The sequence below is a fragment of the Roseateles sp. genome, from assembly GCF_047654785.1.
Classification (GTDB): Bacteria; Pseudomonadota; Gammaproteobacteria; order Burkholderiales; family Burkholderiaceae_C; genus Pelomonas.
In genome coordinates this window covers 885,599-908,508 of sequence record NZ_JASGKQ010000003.1, presented here as the reverse complement: position 1 = coordinate 908,508, position 22,910 = coordinate 885,599, and the positions used below count along the sequence as shown (strand labels likewise).

The 22,910-nt window shown below is 70.1% G+C and carries 23 protein-coding genes; 8 read left to right on the top strand and 15 right to left on the bottom strand.

What is annotated here, in order from left to right:
• Window positions 1-40 precede the first annotated feature (40 nt).
• Both ftsH and QM788_RS13290 read right to left on the bottom strand, forming a co-directional pair.
• Entirely contained in the window at window positions 41-1,939 is a 1,899-nt protein-coding gene (ftsH, locus tag QM788_RS13295; protein ID WP_415661953.1) for an ATP-dependent zinc metalloprotease FtsH, read from the bottom strand.
• Between the two features lie 86 nt (window positions 1,940-2,025).
• Entirely contained in the window at window positions 2,026-2,700 is a 675-nt protein-coding gene (locus QM788_RS13290) for an RlmE family RNA methyltransferase (RefSeq protein WP_415661952.1), read from the bottom strand.
• 20 nt (window positions 2,701-2,720) lie between these two features.
• On the opposite strand from QM788_RS13290, the gene QM788_RS13285 reads away from it, so the two are divergent.
• Window positions 2,721-3,197: a YhbY family RNA-binding protein gene (locus QM788_RS13285; RefSeq protein WP_415661951.1), complete on the top strand. Its 477-nt coding sequence runs from the start codon at window positions 2,721-2,723 to the stop codon at window positions 3,195-3,197.
• On the opposite strand, the gene QM788_RS13280 is transcribed toward QM788_RS13285, so the two are convergent.
• From QM788_RS13280 to QM788_RS13255, 6 genes are all read right to left on the bottom strand, one after another.
• The gene (locus QM788_RS13280; RefSeq protein ID WP_415661950.1) at window positions 3,175-3,618 is read right to left on the bottom strand and encodes a DUF4149 domain-containing protein; all 444 of its coding nucleotides are present in this window, start codon (window positions 3,616-3,618) and stop codon (window positions 3,175-3,177) included. The genes QM788_RS13285 and QM788_RS13280 overlap by 23 nt on opposite strands.
• Window positions 3,618-4,094 (bottom strand): transcription elongation factor GreA, encoded by a 477-nt coding sequence (gene greA, locus QM788_RS13275; RefSeq protein WP_415661949.1) that lies wholly within the window; start codon window positions 4,092-4,094, stop codon window positions 3,618-3,620. The genes QM788_RS13280 and greA overlap by 1 nt, the downstream gene beginning before the upstream one ends.
• Before the next feature lie 175 nt (window positions 4,095-4,269).
• A complete protein-coding gene (gene carB, locus QM788_RS13270) occupies window positions 4,270-7,545 on the bottom strand; it encodes a carbamoyl-phosphate synthase large subunit (RefSeq protein ID WP_415661948.1) in 3,276 nt (1,091 codons plus the stop codon).
• A gap of 15 nt (window positions 7,546-7,560) precedes the next feature.
• A complete protein-coding gene (leuE, locus tag QM788_RS13265) occupies window positions 7,561-8,211 on the bottom strand; it encodes a leucine efflux protein LeuE (protein WP_415661947.1) in 651 nt (216 codons plus the stop codon).
• Between the two features lie 10 nt (window positions 8,212-8,221).
• Complete coding sequence (gene carA / locus QM788_RS13260) at window positions 8,222-9,382, bottom strand: glutamine-hydrolyzing carbamoyl-phosphate synthase small subunit (RefSeq protein WP_415661946.1); 1,161 nt, start codon at window positions 9,380-9,382, stop codon at window positions 8,222-8,224.
• Window positions 9,383-9,550: 168 nt separating this feature from the next.
• Window positions 9,551-9,952 carry a GlcG/HbpS family heme-binding protein gene (locus QM788_RS13255; protein ID WP_415661945.1) on the bottom strand — a complete coding sequence of 134 codons (402 nt, stop codon included), beginning with the start codon at window positions 9,950-9,952 and terminating at the stop codon, window positions 9,551-9,553.
• A 90-nt stretch (window positions 9,953-10,042) separates the two neighbouring features.
• On the opposite strand from QM788_RS13255, the gene QM788_RS13250 reads away from it, so the two are divergent.
• Entirely contained in the window at window positions 10,043-10,735 is a 693-nt protein-coding gene (locus QM788_RS13250; RefSeq protein WP_415661944.1) for a Bax inhibitor-1/YccA family protein, read from the top strand.
• A 123-nt stretch (window positions 10,736-10,858) separates the two neighbouring features.
• Here the strand turns inward: QM788_RS13250 and rlmD are convergent, their stop codons facing one another.
• Genes rlmD through surE form a run of 5 tightly spaced genes read right to left on the bottom strand, consistent with a single transcriptional unit; the run spans window position 10,859 to window position 15,795 of the window.
• Complete coding sequence (gene rlmD / locus QM788_RS13245) at window positions 10,859-12,211, bottom strand: 23S rRNA (uracil(1939)-C(5))-methyltransferase RlmD (protein ID WP_415661943.1); 1,353 nt, start codon at window positions 12,209-12,211, stop codon at window positions 10,859-10,861.
• 24 nt (window positions 12,212-12,235) lie between these two features.
• Window positions 12,236-13,246: an RNA polymerase sigma factor RpoS gene (gene rpoS, locus QM788_RS13240; RefSeq protein WP_415661942.1), complete on the bottom strand. Its 1,011-nt coding sequence runs from the start codon at window positions 13,244-13,246 to the stop codon at window positions 12,236-12,238.
• A 43-nt stretch (window positions 13,247-13,289) separates the two neighbouring features.
• Window positions 13,290-14,174, bottom strand: coding sequence for a peptidoglycan DD-metalloendopeptidase family protein (locus tag QM788_RS13235; RefSeq protein ID WP_415661941.1), 885 nt, complete (start codon window positions 14,172-14,174; stop codon window positions 13,290-13,292).
• Window positions 14,175-14,234: 60 nt separating this feature from the next.
• Entirely contained in the window at window positions 14,235-15,092 is an 858-nt protein-coding gene (locus tag QM788_RS13230; RefSeq protein ID WP_415661940.1) for a protein-L-isoaspartate O-methyltransferase family protein, read from the bottom strand.
• A complete protein-coding gene (surE, locus tag QM788_RS13225; protein ID WP_415661939.1) occupies window positions 15,052-15,795 on the bottom strand; it encodes a 5'/3'-nucleotidase SurE in 744 nt (247 codons plus the stop codon). Before surE ends, QM788_RS13230 begins: the two co-directional genes overlap by 41 nt.
• Before the next feature lie 95 nt (window positions 15,796-15,890).
• Between surE and QM788_RS13220 the strand changes: the two genes are divergently transcribed.
• Window positions 15,891-16,874: an NADPH:quinone oxidoreductase family protein gene (locus QM788_RS13220; protein ID WP_415661938.1), complete on the top strand. Its 984-nt coding sequence runs from the start codon at window positions 15,891-15,893 to the stop codon at window positions 16,872-16,874.
• A gap of 91 nt (window positions 16,875-16,965) precedes the next feature.
• Window positions 16,966-17,697, top strand: a complete 732-nt coding sequence (locus tag QM788_RS13215; RefSeq protein ID WP_415661937.1) for a LuxR C-terminal-related transcriptional regulator — start codon at window positions 16,966-16,968, stop codon at window positions 17,695-17,697.
• On the opposite strand, the gene QM788_RS13210 is transcribed toward QM788_RS13215, so the two are convergent.
• Entirely contained in the window at window positions 17,694-18,491 is a 798-nt protein-coding gene (locus QM788_RS13210; RefSeq protein ID WP_415661936.1) for a 2-keto-4-pentenoate hydratase, read from the bottom strand. The two genes, QM788_RS13215 and QM788_RS13210, sit on opposite strands and share 4 nt — an antisense overlap.
• A gap of 173 nt (window positions 18,492-18,664) precedes the next feature.
• Between QM788_RS13210 and QM788_RS13205 the strand changes: the two genes are divergently transcribed.
• The 4 genes from QM788_RS13205 to QM788_RS13190 all read left to right on the top strand — a co-directional run bounded on the left by QM788_RS13205 (window position 18,665) and on the right by QM788_RS13190 (window position 22,606).
• Window positions 18,665-19,675, top strand: a complete 1,011-nt coding sequence (locus QM788_RS13205; RefSeq protein ID WP_415661935.1) for a sulfate ABC transporter substrate-binding protein — start codon at window positions 18,665-18,667, stop codon at window positions 19,673-19,675.
• Window positions 19,676-19,785: 110 nt separating this feature from the next.
• Window positions 19,786-20,676 (top strand): sulfate ABC transporter permease subunit CysT, encoded by an 891-nt coding sequence (gene cysT / locus QM788_RS13200; RefSeq protein WP_415661934.1) that lies wholly within the window; start codon window positions 19,786-19,788, stop codon window positions 20,674-20,676.
• Window positions 20,673-21,548 (top strand): sulfate ABC transporter permease subunit CysW, encoded by an 876-nt coding sequence (gene cysW, locus QM788_RS13195; RefSeq protein ID WP_415661933.1) that lies wholly within the window; start codon window positions 20,673-20,675, stop codon window positions 21,546-21,548. Before cysT ends, cysW begins: the two co-directional genes overlap by 4 nt.
• On the top strand, window positions 21,548-22,606 hold the full coding sequence (locus QM788_RS13190; RefSeq protein ID WP_415661932.1) for a sulfate/molybdate ABC transporter ATP-binding protein: 1,059 nt from the start codon (window positions 21,548-21,550) through the stop codon (window positions 22,604-22,606). The genes cysW and QM788_RS13190 overlap by 1 nt, the downstream gene beginning before the upstream one ends.
• Here QM788_RS13190 and QM788_RS13185 read toward each other — a convergent pair.
• Window positions 22,603-22,785 carry a transposase family protein gene (locus QM788_RS13185; protein WP_415661931.1) on the bottom strand — a complete coding sequence of 61 codons (183 nt, stop codon included), beginning with the start codon at window positions 22,783-22,785 and terminating at the stop codon, window positions 22,603-22,605. The genes QM788_RS13190 and QM788_RS13185 overlap by 4 nt on opposite strands.
• Window positions 22,786-22,910: the final 125 nt, after the last annotated feature.

The following is a 22,910-nucleotide window of genomic DNA, read 5'->3' as shown; positions in this document are numbered from 1 at the left end:
AAAACGGGCCCTCGCGGGCCCGTCGGTTTCAAGTGAGCGCTCAGGCCGCGGCGGGGGCGCCGTCGGTGCTGACCGGGGGCGTGCCGCCGGCGGGGCCGCTGGGCGTCGTCGGCTTGTCGTCGGGCGCGCGCGGCGGGCGGCCGGCCATGATGTCCAGCACCTGGTCGCGGTCGATGGTTTCCCACTTCATCAGCGCCTCGGTCATCGCCTCGACCTTGTCGCGGTTGTCCTCCAGGATCTTCTGCGCGACGGCGTACTGCTCGTCCAGGATGCGGCGCATCTCGGAATCGACCTTCTGCTGCGTGCTCTCGCTGATGTTGGCCGTCTTGGTCATGCTGCGGCCGAGGAAGACCTCGCCCTCGTTCTCGGCATAGACCATCGGGCCGAGCAGCTCGCTCATGCCGTAGCGGGTGACCATGTCACGCGCGATGCGGGTGGCACGCTCGTAGTCGTTGGAGGCGCCGGTGGAGATGTCCTTCACGAACAGGTCCTCGGCGATGCGGCCGCCGAACAGGATGCTGATCTCGTTGAGCATCTGCTTGTAGTACTTGCTGTACTGGTCGCGCTCGGGGAGCTGCCAGGTCACGCCCAGCGCGCGGCCACGCGGCATGATGGTGACCTTGTGGACCGGGTCGGTGCCCTCCAGCACCTCGGCGACGATGGCGTGGCCGGACTCGTGGTAGGCCGTGGCGCGCTTCTCGTCCTCGGTCATCACCATGCTCTTGCGCTCGGGGCCCATGTAGAGCTTGTCCTTGGCGCGCTCGAAGTCGATCATCTCCACGAGGCGGCCGCCGCGGCGGGCTGCGAACAGCGCGGCCTCGTTGACGAGGTTGGCCAGGTCGGCGCCGCTCATGCCGGGCGTGCCGCGCGCGAGGATGGAGGCGTTGACGTCCTGGCCGATCGGCACCTTGCGCATGTGGACGTTCAGGATCTGCTCGCGGCCGCGGATGTCCGGCAGCGTCACGTAGACCTGGCGGTCGAAGCGGCCGGGGCGCAGCAGCGCGGGGTCGAGGATGTCCGGGCGGTTGGTGGCCGCGATGACGATGACGCCGAGGTTGGTGTCGAAGCCGTCCATCTCGACCAGCATCTGGTTCAGCGTCTGCTCGCGCTCGTCGTTGCCGCCGCCCAGGCCCGCGCCGCGGTGGCGGCCGACGGCGTCGATCTCGTCGATGAAGATGATGCAGGGCGCGCTCTTCTTGGCCTGCTCGAACATGTCGCGCACGCGCGCCGCGCCGACGCCGACGAACATCTCGACGAAGTCGGAGCCCGAGATCGTGAAGAACGGCACCTTGGCCTCGCCGGCGATGGACTTGGCCAGCAGCGTCTTGCCGGTGCCCGGGGGGCCGACCATCAGCACGCCGCGCGGGATGCGGCCGCCGAGCTTCTGGAACTTCTGCGGATCCTTCAGGAAGTCCACGAGCTCCTTCACCTCCTCCTTGGCCTCGTCGCAGCCGGCCACGTCGGCGAAGGTGATGGTGTTGTTGTTCTCGTCCAGCATGCGGGCCTTGGACTTGCCGAAGCTGAACGCCCCGCCCTTGCCGCCACCCTGCATCTGGCGCATGAAATAGACCCAGACGCCGATCAGCAGCAGCATGGGCGCCCAGTTCATCAGCATGCTGATCAGGAAGCTCTGCTCCTCGCGCGGCTTGACGTCGAACTTGACGCCGCTCTTGATCAGGTCGCCCACGAGGCCCTGGTCCTTGGCGGTCGTCAGCGTGCGCAGCTTGTTGCCGTCGGTGTCCTCGGCGACCACGTCGCCGGCGAAACCGTCAGGCAGCGTGGCGGACTTGATCCGGTGCGACTGGACCAGGTCCAGGAACTCGGAATAGGTCACCTGCTTGCCGGGTGCCGTGGCGCCGCCGAACTGCTTGACGACCGTGAACAGCACCAGGGCGATCACGATCCAGACGGCGAACTTCGAAAACCATTGATTGTTCACTGCGACTCCTTGGCCCTGAATGGCCCAGCGCGGGTTTCAGGACAGTGGGGGCGATTTTAGGTGACGCAAGGGGATGGCCCCCGGCATCAGCGAGGTTTCAAACCGATACCGACCAGGAAGGTCTCGGAAGACCGCTCCCGCGAGGCCTTGGGCTTGACCACCTTGACGGCCTTGAAATGCGCGCGGAACAGCGCGACGAGCTGGTCGTAGCCGCTGCCGTGGAAGACCTTGGCCACCAGCGCGCCCTCGGGCTTGAGGTGGCTGCCGGCGAAGTCCACGGCCAGCTCGATCAGGTTGACGATGCGGGCGGCGTCCGTCACGGCGATGCCCGACAGGTTGGGCGCCATGTCCGACACCACCACGTCCACCGGCCGCCCGGCCAGCGCCGCGTCCAGCTCGGCCAGCACCGCGTCGTCCTGGAAATCGCCCTGGATGAAATGCACGCCCTCGATGGGCTCGAAGTCCAGCAGGTCCAGCGCGATGATCGTGCCGTTGAGCTGGCCCACGGCCGCCCCGCCCTGCCCCGCCTCCTTGGGCGCGAACCTGCGGCGCAGGTACTGGCTCCAGGCGCCCGGCGTGGCGCCCAGGTCGACCACGACCTGGCCCGGGCGGATCAGCTTCAGCTCCTCGTCGATCTCCTTGAGCTTGTAGGCCGCGCGGGAGCGGTAGCCGTCCTTCTGCGCCTGCTGCACATAGGGGTCCGACACATGGTTGTTCAGCCACGCCTTGTTGAGCTTCTTGCTTTTCGTTTGAGTTTTCATCGGGTAACGATAATAGGCAGATGCCTCAAATCAACCTGACCCCCGCCCAGCGCAAGGACAAGCGCGCCGATGCCCATCATCTCGACCCGGTCGTGATGATCGGCGGCGAGGGCCTGACGCCCGCCGTCGTCAAGGAAACCGACGCGGCGCTGGCCTCGCACGGCCTCATCAAGGTGCGCGTGCTCGGCGACGACCGCGCCGCCCGCGAGGCCATGCTCGCGCAGCTGTGCGACGAGCTGAACGCCGCGCCCATCCAGCACATCGGCAAGCTGCTGGTGCTGTGGCGCCCCGTCGCCGAGAAGGCCCGGGCCGAGCGCGACGGCGCGATGCCCGGCCCGCGCGTGGTCAAGATCGTCAAGTTCTCCAAGAGCGGCAACGGCCGCCCGCAGGTGAACAAGGTCAAGGTCATGGGCAACGAGCGCGTGACCCAGGGCGGCGAGGTCAAGCGGGCCAAGAAGCGCCGCATGACCAGCGTCAAGAAGTCCGCTTCAGACTGAGCCAGGCCAGGGCCAGCACCGCCAGGCCCTTGACGCCGAAGAAGGCCAGCGACACGCCGTGCAGCGCCGCGAAGGACGCGACGCCCACGCCGGCCCGGGCCTGGGCCATCAGCGGCTGCAGGCCGTAGTAGCCGGCCACGGTGCAGAACAGCGCCACGGCCGGCAGCAGCAGCCTGGCCGAGAACACCGGGCGCGCCACGCCCGCCGCCAGCGCCTCGCGCGCGAGGCGGCGCTCGAGCAGCATCAGCACCAGGGCCACCGCCAGGCTGGCCTGCGCCTCGACGGCGAACACCCGCGCCACGTAGGCGCCGGCCTGCGCCCGCTCCAGCACGGCGAACGCGCTGGGCGTGGCGACGGACGCGATGCACAGCAAAAAGCCGCCCCACAGGGCGGCCAGCAGGGCCTGCAGCCGCGCGACCATCACTCGTAGCGGACAGCGATGATCTCGTAGCGGCGCACGCCGCCCGGCGCCTGCACCTCGGCGGTGTCGCCGGCTTCCTTGCCGATCAGCGCGCGCGCGATGGGCGAGCTGATCGAGATGCGGCCCAGCTTGATGTCGGCCTCGTCGTCGCCGGTGATCTGGTAGGTCACGGCGTTGCCGCTGTCCTCGTCCTCCAGGTCCACCGTGGCGCCGAACACCACGCGGCCGCCGGCATCGAGCGCGGCGGGGTCGATGACCTGCGCGGCGGCCAGCTTGCCTTCGATCTCCAGGATGCGGCCCTCGATGAAGCCCTGCTTGTCCTTGGCGGCCTCGTACTCGGCGTTCTCGCTCAGGTCGCCCTGCGCGCGCGCCTCGGCGATGGCCTGGATCACCGCATGGCGCTCCACGGTCTTCAGGCGGTGCAGCTCTTCCTTCAGCTTCTCGGCGCCGCGCGTGGTCAGGGGGATGGTCGTCATGTCAAAACTCGATGGACAAAAAGAGTTCCGCCGCTGCGGCCCAGGCGCTCCTGGACGGCGGCGGCGGAATCAATGGAGGCCGGATTTTAAGCCAGCCCGATGCTGCCAACGGCCACGGGCCGCCCGCACAAACCCTGAAGGCCCCGGCGTTGCCCGACGGGGCCGGGGCGGACCGTCACACCAGCTCGGCGTGCAACTCCTGCAGCGACTGCACGAGCAGGCCGTCCTGGTGCTTCATGCCTTCCACGGCGGCTTCGCAGCCGGCCATCGTCGTGTAGTAGGTGACGCGGTTGGCGAGCGCGGCTTGGCGGATGTAGCGGCTGTCGGCGATCGCGGTGCGGGTCTCGTCCACCGTCGTGAAGACGAGCTGGATGTCGCCGCCCTTGAGCGCATCGACGATGTGCGGCCGGCCGTCCTTGACCTTGTTGATGAGCTTGACCGGCACGCCCGCGTCCGCGATGGCGGCGGCCGTGCCCTTGGTGGCGACGATGCCGAAGCCCAGCGCGTGCAAGTCGCGCGCGATGGCGACCGCGCGGGCCTTGTCGCCGTTCTTCACGGTGAGCAGCACCTGGCCCTGGCGCGGCAGGCGCGAGCCGGCGCCGATCTGGCTCTTCAGCATCGCCTCGCCGAAGCTGCGGGCCGCGCCCATCACCTCGCCGGTCGAACGCATCTCGGGGCTGAGGATGGGATCCACGCCGGGGAACTTGTTGAACGGGAAGACGGCTTCCTTGACGCTGTAGTACGGCGGCACGACCTCGCGCGGGGGCCTGCCGTTGCGGTCCTTCTGGTCCTTGAGCCTGACGCCGGCCATGCAGCGCGCGGCGATCTTGGCGAGCTGCTGGCCGGTGGCCTTGCTGACATAGGGCACGGTGCGCGAGGCGCGCGGGTTCACTTCCAGCACGTAGATCGTGCAGGCGGCGAGGCCCTGCACCACGTCGCCCTGGATCGCGAACTGCACGTTCATCAGGCCGACGACCTTCAGCGCCCGGGCCATCGCGGCGGTCTGGCGGCGCAGTTCGTCCTGCACGTCGGCGGCCAGCGTGTAGGGCGGCAGCGAGCAGGCCGAGTCGCCGCTGTGGATGCCGGCCGCCTCGACGTGCTCCATGATGCCGCCGATCATCACGTCGGCGCCGTCGCTGATGCAGTCCACGTCCACCTCGACGGCGTCCTGCAGGAAGTGGTCCAGCAGCACCGGCGACTTCTCGGACACGCGCACGGCCTCGCGCATATAGCGCTCCAGGTCCTTGTCGCCATGCACGATCTCCATCGCGCGGCCGCCCAGCACGTAGCTGGGGCGCACGACCAGCGGGTAGCCGATCTCGTTGGCCAGCATGACGGCCTGCTCCTCGGTGCGCGCCGTGCGGTTCGGCGGCTGCTTCAGGCCCAGTTCGTGCAGCAGCTTCTGGAAGCGCTCGCGGTCCTCGGCGATGTCGATGCTGTCGGGCGTCGTGCCGATGATGGGCACGCCGGCGCGCTCCAGGTCCAGCGCGAGCTTCAGCGGCGTCTGGCCGCCGTACTGCACGATGACGCCGGCCGGCTTCTCCTTGTCGACGATCTCCAGCACGTCTTCCAGCGTGACGGGCTCGAAGTACAGGCGGTCGGACGTGTCGTAGTCGGTCGAGACGGTCTCGGGGTTGCAGTTGACCATCAGCGTCTCGTAGCCGTCCTCGCGCATCGCGAGCGCGGCATGCACGCAGCAGTAGTCGAACTCGATGCCCTGGCCGATGCGGTTCGGACCGCCGCCGAGCACCATGATCTTCTTCCTGTCCGTCGGCTGCGCCTCGCACTCGGCGCCCTCGCCTTCGTAGGTCGAATACATATAGGCCGTCTGCGTGGCGAACTCGGCCGCGCAGGTGTCCACGCGCTTGTAGACCGGGCGCACGTTCAGCGCATGGCGGCGTTCGCGCACGGCGTGCTGGTTCGTGCCCAGCAGCGTGGCCAGGCGCTTGTCCGAGAAACCCTTGGTCTTCAGCAGGCGCAGCTCGGCCTCGGTGATGGATTCGATCGCGCGGCCCTTCAGGTCCGCCTCGATCTGCACCAGCTGCTCGATCTGCGCGAGGAACCACGGGTCCACCGCGGTCTCCTCGAAGATTTCGTCCAGCGTCATGCCGATGCGGAAGGCGTCGGCCAGGAACAGGATGCGCTCGGGGCCGGCCTCGCCGATCTCCTGCACGATCTCTTCGCGGTCGGTGGAGCGCTCGGTCAGGCCGTCGATGCCGGTCTCCAGGCCGCGCAGCGCCTTCTGGAAGCTCTCCTGGAAGGTGCGGCCCATCGCCATCACCTCACCGACGGACTTCATCTGCGTCGTCAGCCGCGAGTCGGCCATCGGGAACTTCTCGAACGCGAAGCGCGGGATCTTGGTGACGACGTAGTCGATGCTGGGCTCGAACGAGGCCGGCGTCGCGCCACCGGTGATGTCGTTCTTCAGCTCGTCCAGCGTGTAGCCGACGGCCAGCTTGGCCGCGACCTTGGCGATCGGGAAGCCGGTGGCCTTGGACGCCAAAGCAGACGAACGCGACACGCGCGGGTTCATCTCGATGACGACCATGCGGCCGTCCTTCGGGTTGATCGAGAACTGCACGTTGGAGCCGCCGGTGTCCACGCCGATCTCGCGCAGCACGGCGAGCGACGCATTGCGCAGCAGCTGGTATTCCTTGTCCGACAGCGTCTGCGACGGCGCCACGGTGATGGAGTCGCCGGTGTGGATGCCCATCGGGTCGAGGTTCTCGATGGAGCAGACGATGATGCAGTTGTCCGCCTTGTCACGGACGACCTCCATCTCGTACTCCTTCCAGCCGATCAGGCTCTCTTCGATCAGCAGCTCGTTGGTCGGCGACAGGTCCAGGCCGCGCTTGCAGATGGTCTCGAACTCTTCCGGGTTGTAGGCGATGCCGCCGCCGGTGCCGCCCAGCGTGAAGCTGGGACGGATGACCATCGGGAAGCCGCTGCCGCCGATCTCGGCGTGGATGCGCTTCTGCACGGCCCAGGCCTCTTCCAGCGTGTGCGCGATGCCGGACTTGGCCGAGTCCAGGCCGATCTTGGTCATCGCGTCCTTGAACTTCAGCCGGTCCTCGGCCTTCTCGATGGCCGTCTCGTTGGCGCCGATCATCTCGACGCCGTACTTGGCCAGCACGCCATGCTTGTGCAGGTCGAGCGCGCAGTTCAGCGCGGTCTGGCCGCCCATGGTCGGCAGCACCGCGTCGGGCCGCTCCTTGGCGATGATCTTCTCGACCACCTGCCAGGTGATGGGCTCGATGTAGGTGACGTCCGCCGTGTCCGGGTCCGTCATGATGGTCGCCGGGTTGCTGTTGACCAGGATGACCTTGTAGCCCTCCTCGCGCAGCGCCTTGCAGGCCTGGGCGCCGGAGTAGTCGAACTCGCAGGCCTGGCCGATGATGATCGGGCCGGCGCCGATGATGAGGATGCTCTTGAGGTCTGTACGTTTTGGCATGGCTTGCGAGTCTGCTTAGAGCGTGGCCGTGGCCAGCTTGGCCCCGAACCCCACGAAAAGTGCGCCGACGCCGGCATTGGCGGCACCGGAGAGCCGGCGCCGCGCGCGGAAGGCCGCCGCGAGGCGGGCGCCGGCGAAGATCAGCGTCGAGAGGTAGAGAAAGCTGAGCACCTGGATGATGGAACCCAGGATCAGGAAGGTCAGCGCCGGGTGCGGGTAGGCCGGATCGACGAACTGGATGAAGAAGGACAGCAGGAAGGCGATGGCCTTGGGGTTCAGCAGGCTGACGACCAGCGCCTTGCGGAAGGGCTGGCGGGCATCGACGGCGCGCGGCGCCTCGGCCTGCCCCGCTGCCAAGGTCCCGCCGCGCCAGCTCTTCACGCCGCCGCGCAGCAGCTGGATGCCGATCCAGCCGAGGTAGGCCGCACCCACCATCTTCACGACGAAGAAGACCTGCGGGCTGGCCATCAGCAGCGAGGCACCACCAGCGGCCGCGGCCGTCATCAACACCGTGTCGCCGACGAACACGCCGCAGGCGGCCGTGTAGCCGGCGCGCACGCCGCGCTGGGCCGCGACAGACAGCACGTACAGCGAGTTGGGCCCCGGCAGCAGGATGATGAAGATCGCTGCCGCGAGGTAGGTGCCGAGGTCGGTGATGCCGAACATCGCGCGGTCCTCAGGCCTTGGCCATCATCCCGATGAAACGGTCGAACAGGTAGGCGATGTCGTGCGGGCCGGGGCTGGCTTCCGGGTGGCCCTGGAAGCTGAAGGCCGGCTTGTCGGTGCGGGCGATGCCCTGCAGCGTGCCGTCGAACAGGCTGACGTGGGTGGCGCGCAGATGGGCCGGCAGCGTGTCGGCATCGACCGCGAAGCCGTGGTTCTGGCTGGTGATGCCGACGCGGCCGCTGTCCAGGTCCTTCACCGGGTGGTTGGCGCCGTGGTGGCCGAACTTCATCTTGAAGGTCTTGGCGCCCGAGGCCAGCGCCAGGATCTGGTGGCCCAGGCAGATGCCGAAGACCGGGATGCCGGACTCGATCAGCTGCGCGGTGGCCGCGATCGCGTAGTCGCAGGGCTCCGGGTCGCCGGGGCCGTTGGACAGGAAGACGCCGTCCGGCTCCAGGTCGAACACCGCGCTGGCCGGCGTCTGCGCCGGCACGATGGTGACCTTGCAGCCCCTGGAGGACAGCATGCGCAGGATGTTGTGCTTGACGCCGAAGTCGTAGGCGACGACGTGGAACTTCGGGCTGGCCTGCGTGCCGTAGCCGCTGCCGAGCTGCCATTCGGTCTGCGTCCAGACCTCGCGCTCGCGGCGGCTGACGACCCGGGCCAGGTCCAGGCCGGCCATCGACGGCGCGGCCTGCGCGGCGGCGACGGCCGCGTCGAGGTGCGCCTGGGTGAGGGCCTCGCCGGCCGGCAGCGCCAGGATGCAGCCGTTCTGCGCGCCCCGGGTGCGCAGCACGCGCGTCAGGCGGCGCGTGTCCAGGCCGGCAATCGCCACCGCGCCCTGCTCACGCAGGTAGGCGTCCAGCGTCCTGCCGGCGCGGAAGTTGGACGCGCGCAGCGGCAGGTCCTTGATGACCAAGCCGGCGGCGAACACCCGGCCCGCCTCGACGTCTTCCTCGCTGATGCCGTAGCTGCCGACGTGCGGATAGGTCAGCGTGACGATCTGCCGGCAGTAGCTGGGGTCGGTCAGGATTTCCTGGTAGCCGGTCAGTGAGGTGTTGAACACCACCTCGCCGACGGTCTGGCCCGTCGCGCCGATGGACTGGCCCCGGAACACCGTCCCATCCGCCAGCGCCAGGATTGCTTGAGGGGGATGGAGCAGGTCAGCCAGCACAAAGAGTCTCCGCAAGTGGGGCGCGTGCCCGGCATCAACCCGGCCGAAGACGGGTCAGCTTGAAGAAACCAAGGAGGTTTTCGCCGGGCAGCAGGTGGGTTCAGGTAAACCCATCGAGTATAGCCGACACGGGTTAGTACCGAGGCTTCGTAACCGGCCCGGGCCGCCTCAAAGCGCCGCGATGCCGGCGCGGGCGATCTCCGCATCCTCGAAGGAGCGCACGCCGCTGACGCCCACCGCGCCCACGCACTGCCCGTCCACCAGGATGGGCAGGCCGCCCTCCAGCAGCCCCTGCAGGCCCGGCGCGCTGAGGAAGGAGGTCCGGCCCTGGTTGACCATGTCCTCGTAGACCTTGGACTCGCGGCGGCCCAGCGCGGCCGTCTGCGCCTTGGCCGGCGCGATCTGCGCGGAGATGGGCGCGGCGCCGTCCAGGCGCTGCAGCCACAGCAGGTGGCCTCCCGCGTCGACGATGGCGACGCTGACCGCCCAGCCCTGGGCGCGGGCGTGCGCCTCGGCGGCCGCGGCGATGCGTTTCACGTCTTCGAGTTCGAGCTGGACTTGCTGCTTCATGGCCTTGTTTTCCCGATAAAAGCCTCAATGTAGCCGGCTGTTGCCGCAACTAAAATCGGCACGTTTCCATTCGTCTTTCGGAGGATCGTCATGAACGACACCTTGCAAACGCAATACGGCTACGCCCCCGGCGGCCTGGCCACCGACCGCCAGCGCGTGCTGCGCAACACCTACTGGCTGCTGGCGCTGTCCCTGGTTCCCACGGTGCTGGGCGCCTGGGTCGGCGTCGCCACCGGCCTGTTCGCCACGATGAGCCCGGGCATGAGCACGCTCGTCTTCTTCATCGGCGCGTTCGGGCTGATGTTCGCCGTCGAGAAGACCAAGAACAGCGCCGCCGGCGTGGCCGTGCTGCTGGGCTTCACGTTCTTCATGGGCCTGATGCTGTCGCGCCTGGTGGGCCACGTGCTGGGCTTCAGGAACGGCACCTCGCTGGTCATGACGGCCTTCGGCGGCACCGCGGCGATCTTCTTCACGATGGCCAGCCTGGCCACGGTCATCAAGCGCGACCTGTCCGCCATGGGCAAGTTCCTGCTGGTGGGCGCCGTCATCCTGATGGTGGCCGGCATCGCCAACATCTTCCTGCAGTCGTCGGCGCTGATGCTGACGATCCTGGTGCTGGTGCTGGCCGTGTTCTCGGCCTTCATGCTGTACGACATCAAGCGCGTCATCGACGGCGGCGAGACCAACTACATCAGCGCGACGATGGCCATCTACCTGGACATCTACAACGTGTTCCAGAGCCTGCTCAGCCTGCTGGGCATCTTCGGCGGCGACCGGGAGTAGATAACCCACCCCCGAAGGCGCTGACGCGCCGCCCCCTCGAGGGGGCGCACTGAGCGGCCCGGCAGAGCCGGTTCCGCCAGTGCCGCTGGATGAGGAGCCTGCTGACGCGGCTCCTTTTCTTTTTCAGCGGTCGAAGACGGCGATGCTTTCGACGTGCGCGGTGTGCGGGAACATGTTCACCGCGCTGGCCGCCGTGCAGCGGTAGCCGGCCACGTTGACCAGCAGGCCGGCGTCGCGCGCCAGCGTCGCGGGGTTGCAGCTGACGTAGACGATGCGCTTCGGCGCCACCCAGCCGGGCGCCAGCGACGGGTCCTGCGCGATGTCGGCCACGGCCTTGGCCAGCGCAAAGGCGCCCTCGCGCGGCGGGTCGATCAGCCAGCGGTCGGCCGTGCCGTCCTGGGCCAACAGCGCGGGCGTCATCTCGAACAGGTTGCGCGCGACGAAACTCGTCTTGTGCGCCAGCCCGTTGGCGGCCGCGTTCTCGCGCGAGCGCTGCACCAGCGCCTCGCTGCCCTCGATGCCAAGCACCTCGCGCGCCTGCGTGGCCAGCGGCAGCGTGAAGTTGCCCAGTCCGCAGAACCAGTCGATCACGCGGTCCCCGGGCGCCACGGCCAGCAGCCGCAGCGCGCGGCCCACCAGCGTCGCGTTGATGTGCGGGTTGACCTGCGTGAAATCGGTGGGCTTGAACGGCATCCGGATGCCGAACTCCGGCAGCGCATAGGCCAGCTGCGGACCGCCCTCGTCCAGCAGCGCCACCGTGTCCGGCCCCTTGGGCTGCAGCCACCACTGCACGCCATGCCGTGCGGCGAACTCGCGCAGCAGCGCGAGGTCGCCCGCCGGCAGCGGGTTCAGGTGGCGCAGCACCAGCGCGATGACCTCGTCGCCCATCGCCAGCTCGATCTGCGGCAGGCGGTCGCGCTCGGCCATCGCGGCGATCAACGCGCGCAGCGGCATCAGCAGGTCGCTGACCGCCCGGGGCACGACCTTGCAGACCTGCATGTCGGCCACGTAGCGGCTCTTGCGCTCGTGGAAGCCGATCAGCACCACGCCCTTCTTCGCCACATAGCGCACCGAGAAGCGCGCGCGGTAGCGGTAGCCCCAGGCCGGCCCTTCGATCGGCCGCAGCAGCGTCTCGGGCCTGACCTTGCCCAGGTGCCAGAGCTGGTCCTCGACGACGCGCTGCTTCACCGCCACCTGCGCGCCCGCGTGCAGGTGCTGCATCTTGCAGCCGCCGCAGGCGCCGGCATGCAGGCCGAAATGCGGGCAGCCGGGCGTCACGCGCAGCGGGCTCTCCTTGCGGATCTCGGCGAGCTGGCCCTGCTCCCAGTTGTTCTTGCGGCGCGCGATCTGCGCCTTCACGATCTCGCCCGGCAGCGCGCCGTCGATGAACACCACCTTGCCCTCGGCGTTGTGCGCCACGCCCTGCGCTTCAAGCTCGAGGCTCTCGACCTTGAGCCAATCCGTTGTCTGAGTCATAGGGCCGGGATTATCCCGGCAGGCCTAGAAGATCGAGTCCCGGTCCACGCCATGCCGCATCATGTTGCGCTTGAGCTTGGCCAGCGCCTCGATCTGGATCTGGCGGATGCGCTCGCGCGTGAGCTTCAGGCGGATGGCCAGCACGTCCAGCGTCTCCGGCTCGCGGTCGGCGAGCCCGTAGCGGCCCGACAGCACCTCGCGCTCGCGCTCGTTCAGGCTGGCCAGGCCGTGGCGCAGCAGCGCCTCGACCTCGTGCGACAGGCGCAGCCCCATCGGGTCGATGGCCTGCTCGTCGGCCACGAGGTCCAGCATGGACTCGCCGCCCTCGCCATGGCGCTCGACCGGCGAATCCAGCGAGCTGGGCAGTTCGGCATGGGCCAGCAACTGGGCCACCTCGTCCACCGGCCGGCCCAGGGCCTGGGCCACGTCCTCGGCGCGCACGCGGCCCTCCGCACCCTGCGCGCTCTGCAGCGCCTCCAGTGCGCGGCGGGCCTTCAGCACCTGGTTCAACTCGCGCACGATGTGCACCGGCAGCCGCACCAGGCGCGCCTGCTGCATCAGCGCGCGCTCGATGCTCTGGCGGATCCACCAGCTCGCATAGGTCGAGAAGCGGAAGCCCCGCTCCGGCTCGAACTTGCCGATCGCATGCATCAGGCCGAGGTTGCCCTCCTCGATGAGGTCGCTCATCGGCAGGCCGCGGCCCAGGTAGTTCTTGGCGATGCTGACGACCAGCCGCAGGTTGTGCTCGATCATGGCCTGGCGGGCCTCGAAGTCGCCCGCGCGCGCGGCCTGCGCCGTGTCGAACTCCTGCTGCGGCGTCAGCAGCGGCGTGCGGCGGATGTCGCGCAGATAGGCCTGCAGCGCATTGCCGGACTCGACCTCGCCGCCCGCCTGGCGCAGCAGCGCACGCTCGTCGCCGCCCGCCGGCGGCCCGCCGTTCAGCGCCGGCGGCACCCCGCCCGGCTCGCCTGCGGCGGCGCCGCCAGGGCTGTCGTGGCCGTCATGGCCGTTCGGGAGGGGCGCAGCGCGTTTCATGGCGTGGTCGCTGGCCCGGGGTGTCGTCCGTGCGGCTCGGGCGTCAGCGCGGCGGCAGCAGCTTGGCCGGATCGACGGGCTTGCCGAGCTTGCGCACCTCGAAGTGCAGCTTCACGGAGTCGCTCTCGGTGGAACCCATCTCGGCAATCCTCTGGCCCTTGCGCACGGCTTGATCCTGCTCGACCAGCATCGCCCGGTTGTGGGCGTAGGCCGTGAGGTAGGTGTTGTTGTGCTTGATGATGACCAGGTTGCCGTAGCCGCGCAAGCCCGAGCCGGCGTAGACGACGCGGCCGTCGGCGACCGCGAAGACCGGGTCGCCCGCCTTGCCGGCGAAGTCCAGCCCCTTGTTGCGCTGCTCGTCGAAACCGGCGCTGACGGGCTGCGACACCGGCCAGGCCCAGGCCGGCGCGTCATCGTCCGACGCGGCGGCGGCTTCCTTCGCCGGCTCTTTCGCCGGCTCCTTGGTCGGCTCCTTTGCCGGCGCGGGCGCCGCGCTGGCCGAGGCCACCGGCGGCTTCGCGTCCAGCGGCCGCGACTCGACCTTGCCGGCGCTGGCGATGGGCCGCGCCGTCGCGGCGCTGGCGTCCACGCCCGGCGGCACCACGCGCAGCACCTGGCCCACCTCGATGCGGTTGGGGTTCTCCAGGCCGTTCCACCGGGCGACGTCGCGCCAGCTCTGGCCGTTGTCCAGCGCGATGCGGATCAGCGCGTCGCCCAGCTTGACCGTGTAGTAGCCGGGCTTGCCGGCGTTCTCGGCGCCGGGCGGCGGCTTGACCTCGTGCGCCTCGGCGGCGGACGCCGCGGGCGCGGCGGCCCTGGGCTGCGGGTTGCGGTCCTCGACCGGGGCCCGGTTCAGCGACGTGCCGCAGGCGCTGAGCAGCAGCGGGGCGGCGAGGAGGACGGAAAGGTGGCGCAGGCGTGAAGGCATCGTGGGGCTGGTGCACGTGGGAGGGCCGCCCGGATGGCGTGGCGCGGCGCGCCAGCGGTCTCAGACGACGCCGGATTTTAGGGGGACGAACAGCACCGCCTCGTGCTCGCTGCGCACCCAGCGGCTGGCGCCGCCTTCGACGACGTGGTCCAGCACGACCAGCACCTGGCCGCGGCCGGCGGCGGCCATGGGCGCCACGAGCCGGCCGCCTGGGGCCAGCTGCGCCGCCCAGGCCGGCGGGAGGTCCTCGCCGCCGGCCGCGGCGATGATGCTGTCGAACGGGCCGCTGGCCGCGTGGCCGGCGTGGCCGTCGCCCCAGATGAGCCGCGGCGCCGGCTGCGAGCGGGGCAGGGCCACGCGCTGCAGGTTCTGCCGCGCCTTGTCGTGCAGGCCCTGCAGGCGTTCGATGGTGGTCAGCTGGCGCGCCAGCAGCGCGATGACGGCGGCCTGGTAGCCACAGCCGGTGCCGATCTCCAGCACCCGGCCCAGCGAGCCGCGCTGCCGCGCGCCGTGGCCGGCGAACAGCAGCCCGAGCATGTGGGCGACGACCGAGGGCTTGGAGATGGTCTGGCCGTGGCCGATGGGCAGGGCCGTGTCTTCGTAGGCCTGCGCGGCCAGCGCGGTATCGACGAATTCGTGGCGCGGCACGGCGGCCATCGCGGCCAGCACGCGCTCGTCGAAGCGCCCCTCGGCGCGCAGCCTCGCCACCATGCGCTCGCGCACCGCGCCGCCGTCCAGCCCGGTGCCGCTGGGGCGGGCGAGCCGCGCGGCGTCGCGCGTGGCCTGGTGCAGGTGGCGCTGCGGCATCAGCACCTCGCGCTGCACGGCGGCCGCGGCGGGCTTGAGCGTGGCGGGGAAGCGCTTGGGCGCGGTCACGTCAGAGCCCGAGGCGCTGCGCCCAGGCGCCGAGCGACGCATGCTCGGTCAGGTCCACCTGCAGCGGCGTGATGGACACCTGGCCGTTGGCGGTGGCGTGGAAGTCGGTGCCCTCGCCGGCCTCGCGGGCGTCGCCGGCCGGGCCGATCCAGTAGATGGTCTCGCCGCGCGGGTTGAGCTGCTCGATGATGCCTTCGCTGGCGTGCCGCCGGCCCAGCCGCGTGATGCGGCGCGGCAGCGCGTCGGCGTCGGGCCGGTTGGGGATGTTGACGTTCAGCAGGAAGCCCTGCCCCAGCCCGCCGGCGATGACCTGCTCGATGAGGCTGCGCGCGACGCGGGCGGCGGCGTCCAGCTCGCCCCAGCCCTTCTCGACCTGCGAGAACGCGATCGACGGGATGCCGAACAGGTAGCCCTCGGTGGCGGCGGCGACGGTGCCGGAGTACAGCGTGTCGTCGCCCATGTTGGCGCCGTTGTTGATGCCGGAGACGACCAGGTCCGGCCGGTAGCCCAGCAGCCCGGTCAGCGCCAGGTGGACGCCGTCGGACGGCGTGCCGTTGACGTAGCGGAAGCCGTTGGCGGCCCGGTAGACGTTCAGCGGCCGGCCCAGCGTCAGCGAGTTGGAGGTGCCGCTGGCGTTCTGCTCGGGGGCGATGACGTCGATCTCGCCCAGGCCTTCACAGGCTTTCACGAGGGCCGCGAGGCCCGGCGCGAGGTAGCCGTCGTCGTTGGAAATCAGGATTCGCATGGCGCGCGATTGTAGGGAGCGCGTCACCTGCGGGACCGGGTGCCGGCCGCCCGATTTCTATCATCGGCGCTTCATATTTTCCCCAGGAGACGACGATGAAGGCATGGGTCTGCGAGAACCCGGTGGGCGTGGACGCGCTGCAGTGGCGCGAGGTGCCGGCGCCGGCGCTGGCCGCCGGCCAGATCCGCGTGGCCATCCGTGCCGCGAGCCTGAACTTCCCCGACCTGCTCATCGTGCAGAACAAGTACCAGATGAAGCCGCCGCTGCCCTTCGTGCCGGGCACGGAGTTCTCGGGCGTCGTCACCGAGGTGGGCGAAGGCGTGGCGGGCTTTGCCGTGGGCCAGCGCGTCGCCGCGTTCGGCGGGCTGGGCGGCTTCGCCACCGAGGTCTGCATCCCGGCCGCGCTGGCCATGCCGCTGCCGGACGGCTTCAGCTTCGAGGACGCCGCCGCCTTCATCTGCACCTATGCCACCAGCCACCACGGCCTGATGGACCGCGGCGCGCTGCAGGCCGGCGAGACGGTGCTGGTGCTCGGCGCGGCCGGCGGCGTCGGCACGGCGGCCATCCAGATCGCCAAGGCGGCGGGCGCGCGCGTGATCGCCGCCGCCGGCAGCGACGCCAAGTGCGAGGCCTGCAAGGCGCTGGGCGCCGACGCGGCGATCAACTACGCCACGCAGAACCTGCGCGACGAGCTGAAGGCGCTGACCGGCGGCAAGGGGCCCGACGTGGTCTACGACCCTGTCGGCGGCGACCTGGCCGAGGCCGCCTTCCGCTCCATCGCCTGGCGCGGCCGCTACCTGGTCATCGGCTTCGCGCAGGGCGCCATCCCGGCGCTGCCGCTGAACCTGGCGCTGCTCAAGGGCGCGTCGCTGGTGGGCGTGTTCTGGGGCGAGTTCGCCAAGCGCGAGCCGGGCCGCAACGCGCGGATGATGGCCGAGCTGGCCGGCTGGTATGCCGCCGGCCGCCTCAAGCCGGTGCTGGACCGCGTGCTGCCCATGGAGCAGCTGCCCGCGGCCTTCGCGCGCATGGCGGCGCGGGAGGTCGTCGGCAAGCTGGTCCTCGCCAATCCGGAAGCCTGAAACCCCAGGCCCTGCCCCCTGCGACAGCGCCCGACAAGGTGGCTGCGCTACATTCGCCGGTCGAACCGACAGCCGCTGCGCCCGCTCCGCCATGACCGTCAAAGTCCTCATCATCGAAGACAACCCCGTCGCCCGCAGCTTCCTGTGCCGGGTGGTGCGCGAGAGCTTCAGCGATGTGATGGAGATCACCGAGGCCGGCGACCTGGAGAGCGCGCGCCGGCAGGTCGGCAAGGCCGGGGACGGCGGCTTCAAGCTCATCCTCGTCGACCTGGAGCTGCCCGACGGCAACGGCATGGAGTTCCTGACCGAGCAGGCCGGCTCGACGGCGATCAAGATCGTCACGACGCTGTACTCCGACGACGACCACCTCTTCCCCGCGCTGCAGTGCGGCGCCGACGGCTACCTGCTGAAGGAGGACCGCTTCGAGGTGCTGGTGGAGGAGTTGCAGCGCATCGTGCGCGGCCAGCCGCCGCTGTCGCCGGCCATCGCGCGCCGGCTGCTGTCGCACTTCCGCCCCTCGTCGGGCGACAGCGGCACCATGCCGCTGACCTCCGGCTTCGGCTCGCTGTCGTCGTCGCACGCGCCGTTCGGCAACAGCCGCAGCGTGGCGCTGGACCCGCCGCCCGAGTGGGAGCGCCTGACGCCGCGCGAGAACGAGGTGCTGACCTACCTGAGCAAGGGCTTCACGATCAAGGAGATCGCGAACCTGATGGGCATCAAGTGGTTCACCGTCAACGACCACATCAAGAGCATCTACAAGAAGCTCAACGTCAGCAGCCGCGCGGAGGCGGCGGTGCTGGCGAGCAAGCAGGGCCTGGTCTAGTTGCCGGGGCGGGCCGCGGCGCGGGTGACCCGCACCCGCAGCTCGCCGACGCCCTCGAACACGTGGCGCGACTGCTGGCCGATGCGCACGTCGTGCACGCCGGTGATCATGCCGGTCGAGATGACGTCGCCGGCCCGCAGCGGCGCGCCCTGCTGCGCGCGCTTGTTCAGCGTGAAGGCCAGCGCACCCAGCGGCCCGGGCAGGAGGGCGACCCGGCCGGTGCCGGCCGACTGGCCGTCGATGAAGGTCTCGGCGGCGATGCTCTCGCGCTCGCGCCAGTCCGCGATCTCGGGGCCGACGACGACGCCCCAGTTGTTGCCGAAGTCCGAGATGACGGCGCCGGGGCCGAGGTCGTTCAGCGTCGCCAGCGGGCTGCTGGCCACTTCCACGCCGATGTGCATCGCGGCCACGAGTGCGGCGGCGGTGTCCGCGGCCCAGTCGCACTTGCCGGCCGGCGCGTCGGCCGCGACGACGATGACGATCTCCGCCTCGACGGCCGCGAAGCCGCCCTCGAACACCGGGCAGGCCGCCGCGTCGCCGGCAGCCGGGCGGTGGATGTTGGCCGCGAACGCCGGGCCGATGAGGCGCTCTTCAGGGAACTGGGCGGCGAACGCCGGGTTGACGCGCGCGACCTTCCAGCCGGCCACGGCGTCGGGCCAGCGGGCGATGGCGGCCGCCTGCACGGCATAGGCCTCGGCCAGCGTGGCCGGCGGCAGGCCGGGGTAGGCGGACAGCGCGCGGCCGGCGGCGCGGGCGGCGGTGAACTGGGCGGAAATGTCTTGGGGCTGGCTCATGGTGGGTCCCGCGGCGCGCGGCGGCGCCCTGTGGCATGCGGCCGGCAATGTACCCTGGCGCCGCCGTGGCCGCGATCGGGCGGATGGCGCATAAGGAAATAAGCAAACTGTCGTTCCCCGAATAAGCGACTTCGGGCACCCTCGCGGCTTCGCTCCATCGACGGCCTGCCGACATGTCCATTGCCAAGCTCACCCGCCGCGCCACCCTGGCGCTGTTCGCCGCCTCCGGCGCCCTGCCCGCCTTCGCCGCCGACCCGGTGCTGCTGAACGTCTCCTACGACGTGGCCCGCGAGCTGTACAAGCAGATCAACCCGGCCTTCGTCGCCGCGCAGAAGGCCAAGGGCCAGGCCGTCACGGTGAACCAGAGCCACGGCGGCTCCAGCAAGCAGATCGGCGCCGTGATCGGCGGCCTGGAGGGCGATGTCGTGACGATGAACCAGGCCACCGACGTGGACCAGCTCGCCAGCAGCGGCCTGACGCCGGCCGACTGGCGCAGCCGCTTCCCCAACAACGCGGCGCCCTATTCGTCGACGATGACCTTCCTGGTCCACAAGGGCAACCCCAAGGGCATCAAGGACTGGGCCGACCTGGCCCGCCCGGGCGTCAAGGTCATCATCCCCAACCCCAAGGTGACCGGCAACGGCCGCTACAGCTACCTCGCCATCTGGGGCAGCGTGCTGGCCAACGGCGGCTCCGAGGCGCAGGCGCGCGAGCTGGCCACCAAGATCCTGAGCAACGTGCCGGTGCTGGACGGCGGCGGCCGCGGCGCGACGACCACCTTCACGCAGCGCGGCATCGGCGACGTGCTGGTCACCTTCGAGGCCGAGGTGGAGCTGATCGAGAACGAGTTCGGCAAGGGCAAGTTCGAGCAGGTCAACCCCAGCATCTCGATCGAGACGGAGGCGCCGGTGGCGCTGGTCGACAAGGTGGCCGCCAAGAAGGGCACGGCCGCGCTGGCCAAGGCCTACCTGGACTTCCACTGGAGCCCGGAGGCGCAGGACATCATCGCCAGGAACAACTTCCGCCCGCGCGACCCGGCCGTCTTCAAGAAGCACGCGCAGCGCTTCGCCAACATCAAGCTGTTCACGGTCGAGCAGACGCTGGGCGGCTGGGCCAAGGTCAGCAAGACGCACTTCGCGGACGGCGGCACCTTCGACCAGATCATGGCCGGGATCAAGCGCTGAGCGCCGCCCCGCCTCCACACACACCCGGGCCGCCGCGCTGAACGCGGACCGGGCCTGGCCGCCGCCAATTCGAGGGCACGGCGATGCCTGCCAGCGCGGCCCGGCCTGAAATGCAGGACCTACCTCTCATTCCTATGGCTTCGTTCTCGCTGGGGCGACGGCGTGTGCTGCCCGGCTTCGCGCCGACGCTGGGCTTCACGCTGTTCTACCTGTCGCTGCTGGTGCTGATCCCGCTGGCGGCCGTGTTCATCAAGTCCGCCGGCCACGGCTGGGACGCGTTCTGGGCCGCGGCCACGTCGCCGCGCGTCGTCGCGTCGTACCGGCTGAGCTTCGGCGCGGCGCTGCTGGCCGCCGGCATCAACCTGGTGTTCGGCCTGATCCTGGCCTGGTGCCTGGTACGCTACGAGTTCCCCGGCCGCAAGCTGGTGGACGCGCTGATCGACCTGCCCTTCGCGCTGCCCACCGCCGTGGCCGGCATCGCGCTGACCGCGCTGTACGCGCCCAACGGCTGGGTCGGCGCGCTGTTCGCGGCCGGCGGGCCGCTGGCGCCGCTGTTCGGCGAGGAGGGCCTCAAGATCGCCTTCACGCCGCTGGGCATCCTGCTGGCGCTGATCTTCATCGGCCTGCCCTTCATCGTCCGCACGGTGCAGCCGGTGCTGGAGGACATGGAGACGGAGCTGGAGGAGGCCGCCGCGTCGCTGGGCGCGCAGCGCTGGACGACGTTCCGCTTCGTCGTGCTGCCGACGCTGCTGCCGGCGCTGCTCACCGGCTTCGCGCTGGCCTTCGCGCGCGCGGTGGGCGAGTACGGCTCGGTGATCTTCATCGCCGGCAACATCCCGATGGTCAGCGAGATCACGCCGCTGATGATCATCTCCAAGCTGGAGCAGTACGACTACGTGGGCGCCACGGCCATCGCGGTGGTCATGCTGGTGGTCAGCTTCGTGCTGCTGCTCGTCATCAACGGCCTGCAGGCCTGGGCGTCGAAGCGGGGGGCGCGATGAGCACCGCGCTGTCCGTCTCCCGCACCCGCCCGGACTACCAGGCCAACCCCGCCACGCGCGAGTCGCGGCCGGTGCGCTGGCTGCTGCTGGCGCTGGGCCTGGGCTTCTTCGCCGTCTTCCTGCTGCTGCCGCTGGTGGCCGTGTTCACCGAGGCGCTGCGCAAGGGCTGGGACGCGTACTTCTCGGCGCTGGCCGACGCCGACACGCTGTCCGCCATCCGGCTCACGCTGCTGGCCGCGGCCGTCGCGGTGCCGTTCAACCTGGTGTTCGGCGTCAGCGCCGCCTGGCTGATCGCCAAGCACGAGTTCCGCGGCAAGCAGCTGCTGATCACCTTCATCGACCTGCCCTTCTCGGTGTCGCCGGTCGTCGCCGGCCTGATGTACGTGCTGCTGTTCGGCGCGCAGGGCTGGCTGGGGCCGTGGCTGCAGGCGCACGACCTCAAGATCGTCTTCGCCGTGCCGGGCATCGTGCTGGCCACCGTGTTCGTGACCTTCCCGTTCATCGCCCGCGAGCTGATCCCGCTGATGCAGGCCCAGGGCAGGGACGAGGAGGAGGCCGCCACGGTGCTGGGCGCCAGCGGCTGGCAGACCTTCCGCCGCGTCACGCTGCCCAACATCAAGTGGGGGCTGCTGTACGGCGTCATCCTGTGCAACGCGCGGGCCATGGGCGAGTTCGGCGCGGTGTCGGTCGTGTCCGGCCACATCCGCGGCCAGACGAACACGCTGCCGCTGCACGTCGAGATCCTCTACAACGAATACCAGTTCGCCGCCGCCTTCGCCGTGGCCTCGCTGCTGGCGCTGCTCGCGCTGGTGACGCTGGTGATCAAGCAATTCGTCGAATGGCGCGCCACGGCCGCGTCGAAGGAAGCGTGATGGGAATCCAGGTCCAAAACATCCACAAGCGCTTCGGCGGTTTCACGGCGCTGGGCGACGTGTCGCTGGACTTCCCGCGCGGCGAGCTCGTCGCGCTGCTCGGCCCCTCGGGCTGCGGCAAGACCACGCTGCTGCGCATCATCGCGGGGCTGGAGCAGGCCGACGCCGGCCGCGTGCTGCTGGACGGCCAGGACGCCTCCGACACCCATGTGCGCGAGCGCCAGGTCGGCTTCGTGTTCCAGCACTACGCGCTGTTCCGCCACATGACGGTGTTCGACAACGTCGCCTTCGGCCTGCGCGTGAAGCCGCGCCGGCAGCGGCTGCCCGAGGCCGAGATCAGGAAGCGCGTCACCGAACTGCTCAAGCTCGTGCAGCTGGACTGGCTGGGCGACCGCTTCCCGCCCCAGCTCTCCGGCGGCCAGCGCCAGCGCATCGCGCTCGCGCGGGCGCTCGCCGTCGAGCCGCGCGTGCTGCTGCTGGACGAGCCCTTCGGCGCGCTCGACGCCAAGGTGCGCAAGGAGCTGCGCCGCTGGCTGCGCCGGCTGCACGACGAGCTGCACATCACCAGCATCTTCGTCACCCACGACCAGGACGAGGCGCTGGAGGTGGCCGACCGCATCGTGCTGATGGACCACGGCCGCGTGGAACAGGTGGGCACGCCGCAGGAGGTCTACGAGCGCCCGGCCACGCCCTTCGTGTACGGCTTCCTCGGCGCGGTCAACCACTTCGTGGGCCAGGCGCGCGGCGGCGTGCTGCACATCGGCGAGCACCAGCTGCCGCACCGCGGCGCGCACGGCGACGGCGAGGTGCAGGCCTACGCCCGCCCGCACGAGCTGCAGATCGCCACCGACGAATCGGCGCCCGGCCTGGCCGCGACCGTGGAGCGCGTGCTGGCCTTCGGCGCCAGCGCCCGCGTCGAGCTGATCGGCCCAGGCGGCCAGCCGCTCGAAGCCGAGCTGACCCGCGAGCAGGCCGAGGCGCTGCGCCTGCAGGGCGGCCAGCGCGTGAAGCTCAGCGCCAGCCGCCTGAGCCTGTTCGAGGCCGGCGCGGGCATCTAGTCGACCACGAACAGCTTGGCGCCAACCGCCGTCATGGAGCGATGCGGCTCCGCCCCATCGGCGACCCAGTCGTCCGCGCCGCTGGTCACCGCACACAGTGCCGTCAGCAGCAATTCGTCCAGCGGATAGGCGCAACTCGCCCTGCGGCGTGGGTCTTCCAGGGCTTCGAAGGCCTGCATCAGTGGGGGCTTCGGTCGCGTGGGTTCATTGGCTTCGGCTTGCTCTGCTCTTCTCACGTCGCAATGGCGTTGTCTTTGTCGGGAGAACCTATACCAGCATGTCGGGGACTGCGTTCATGCAATCG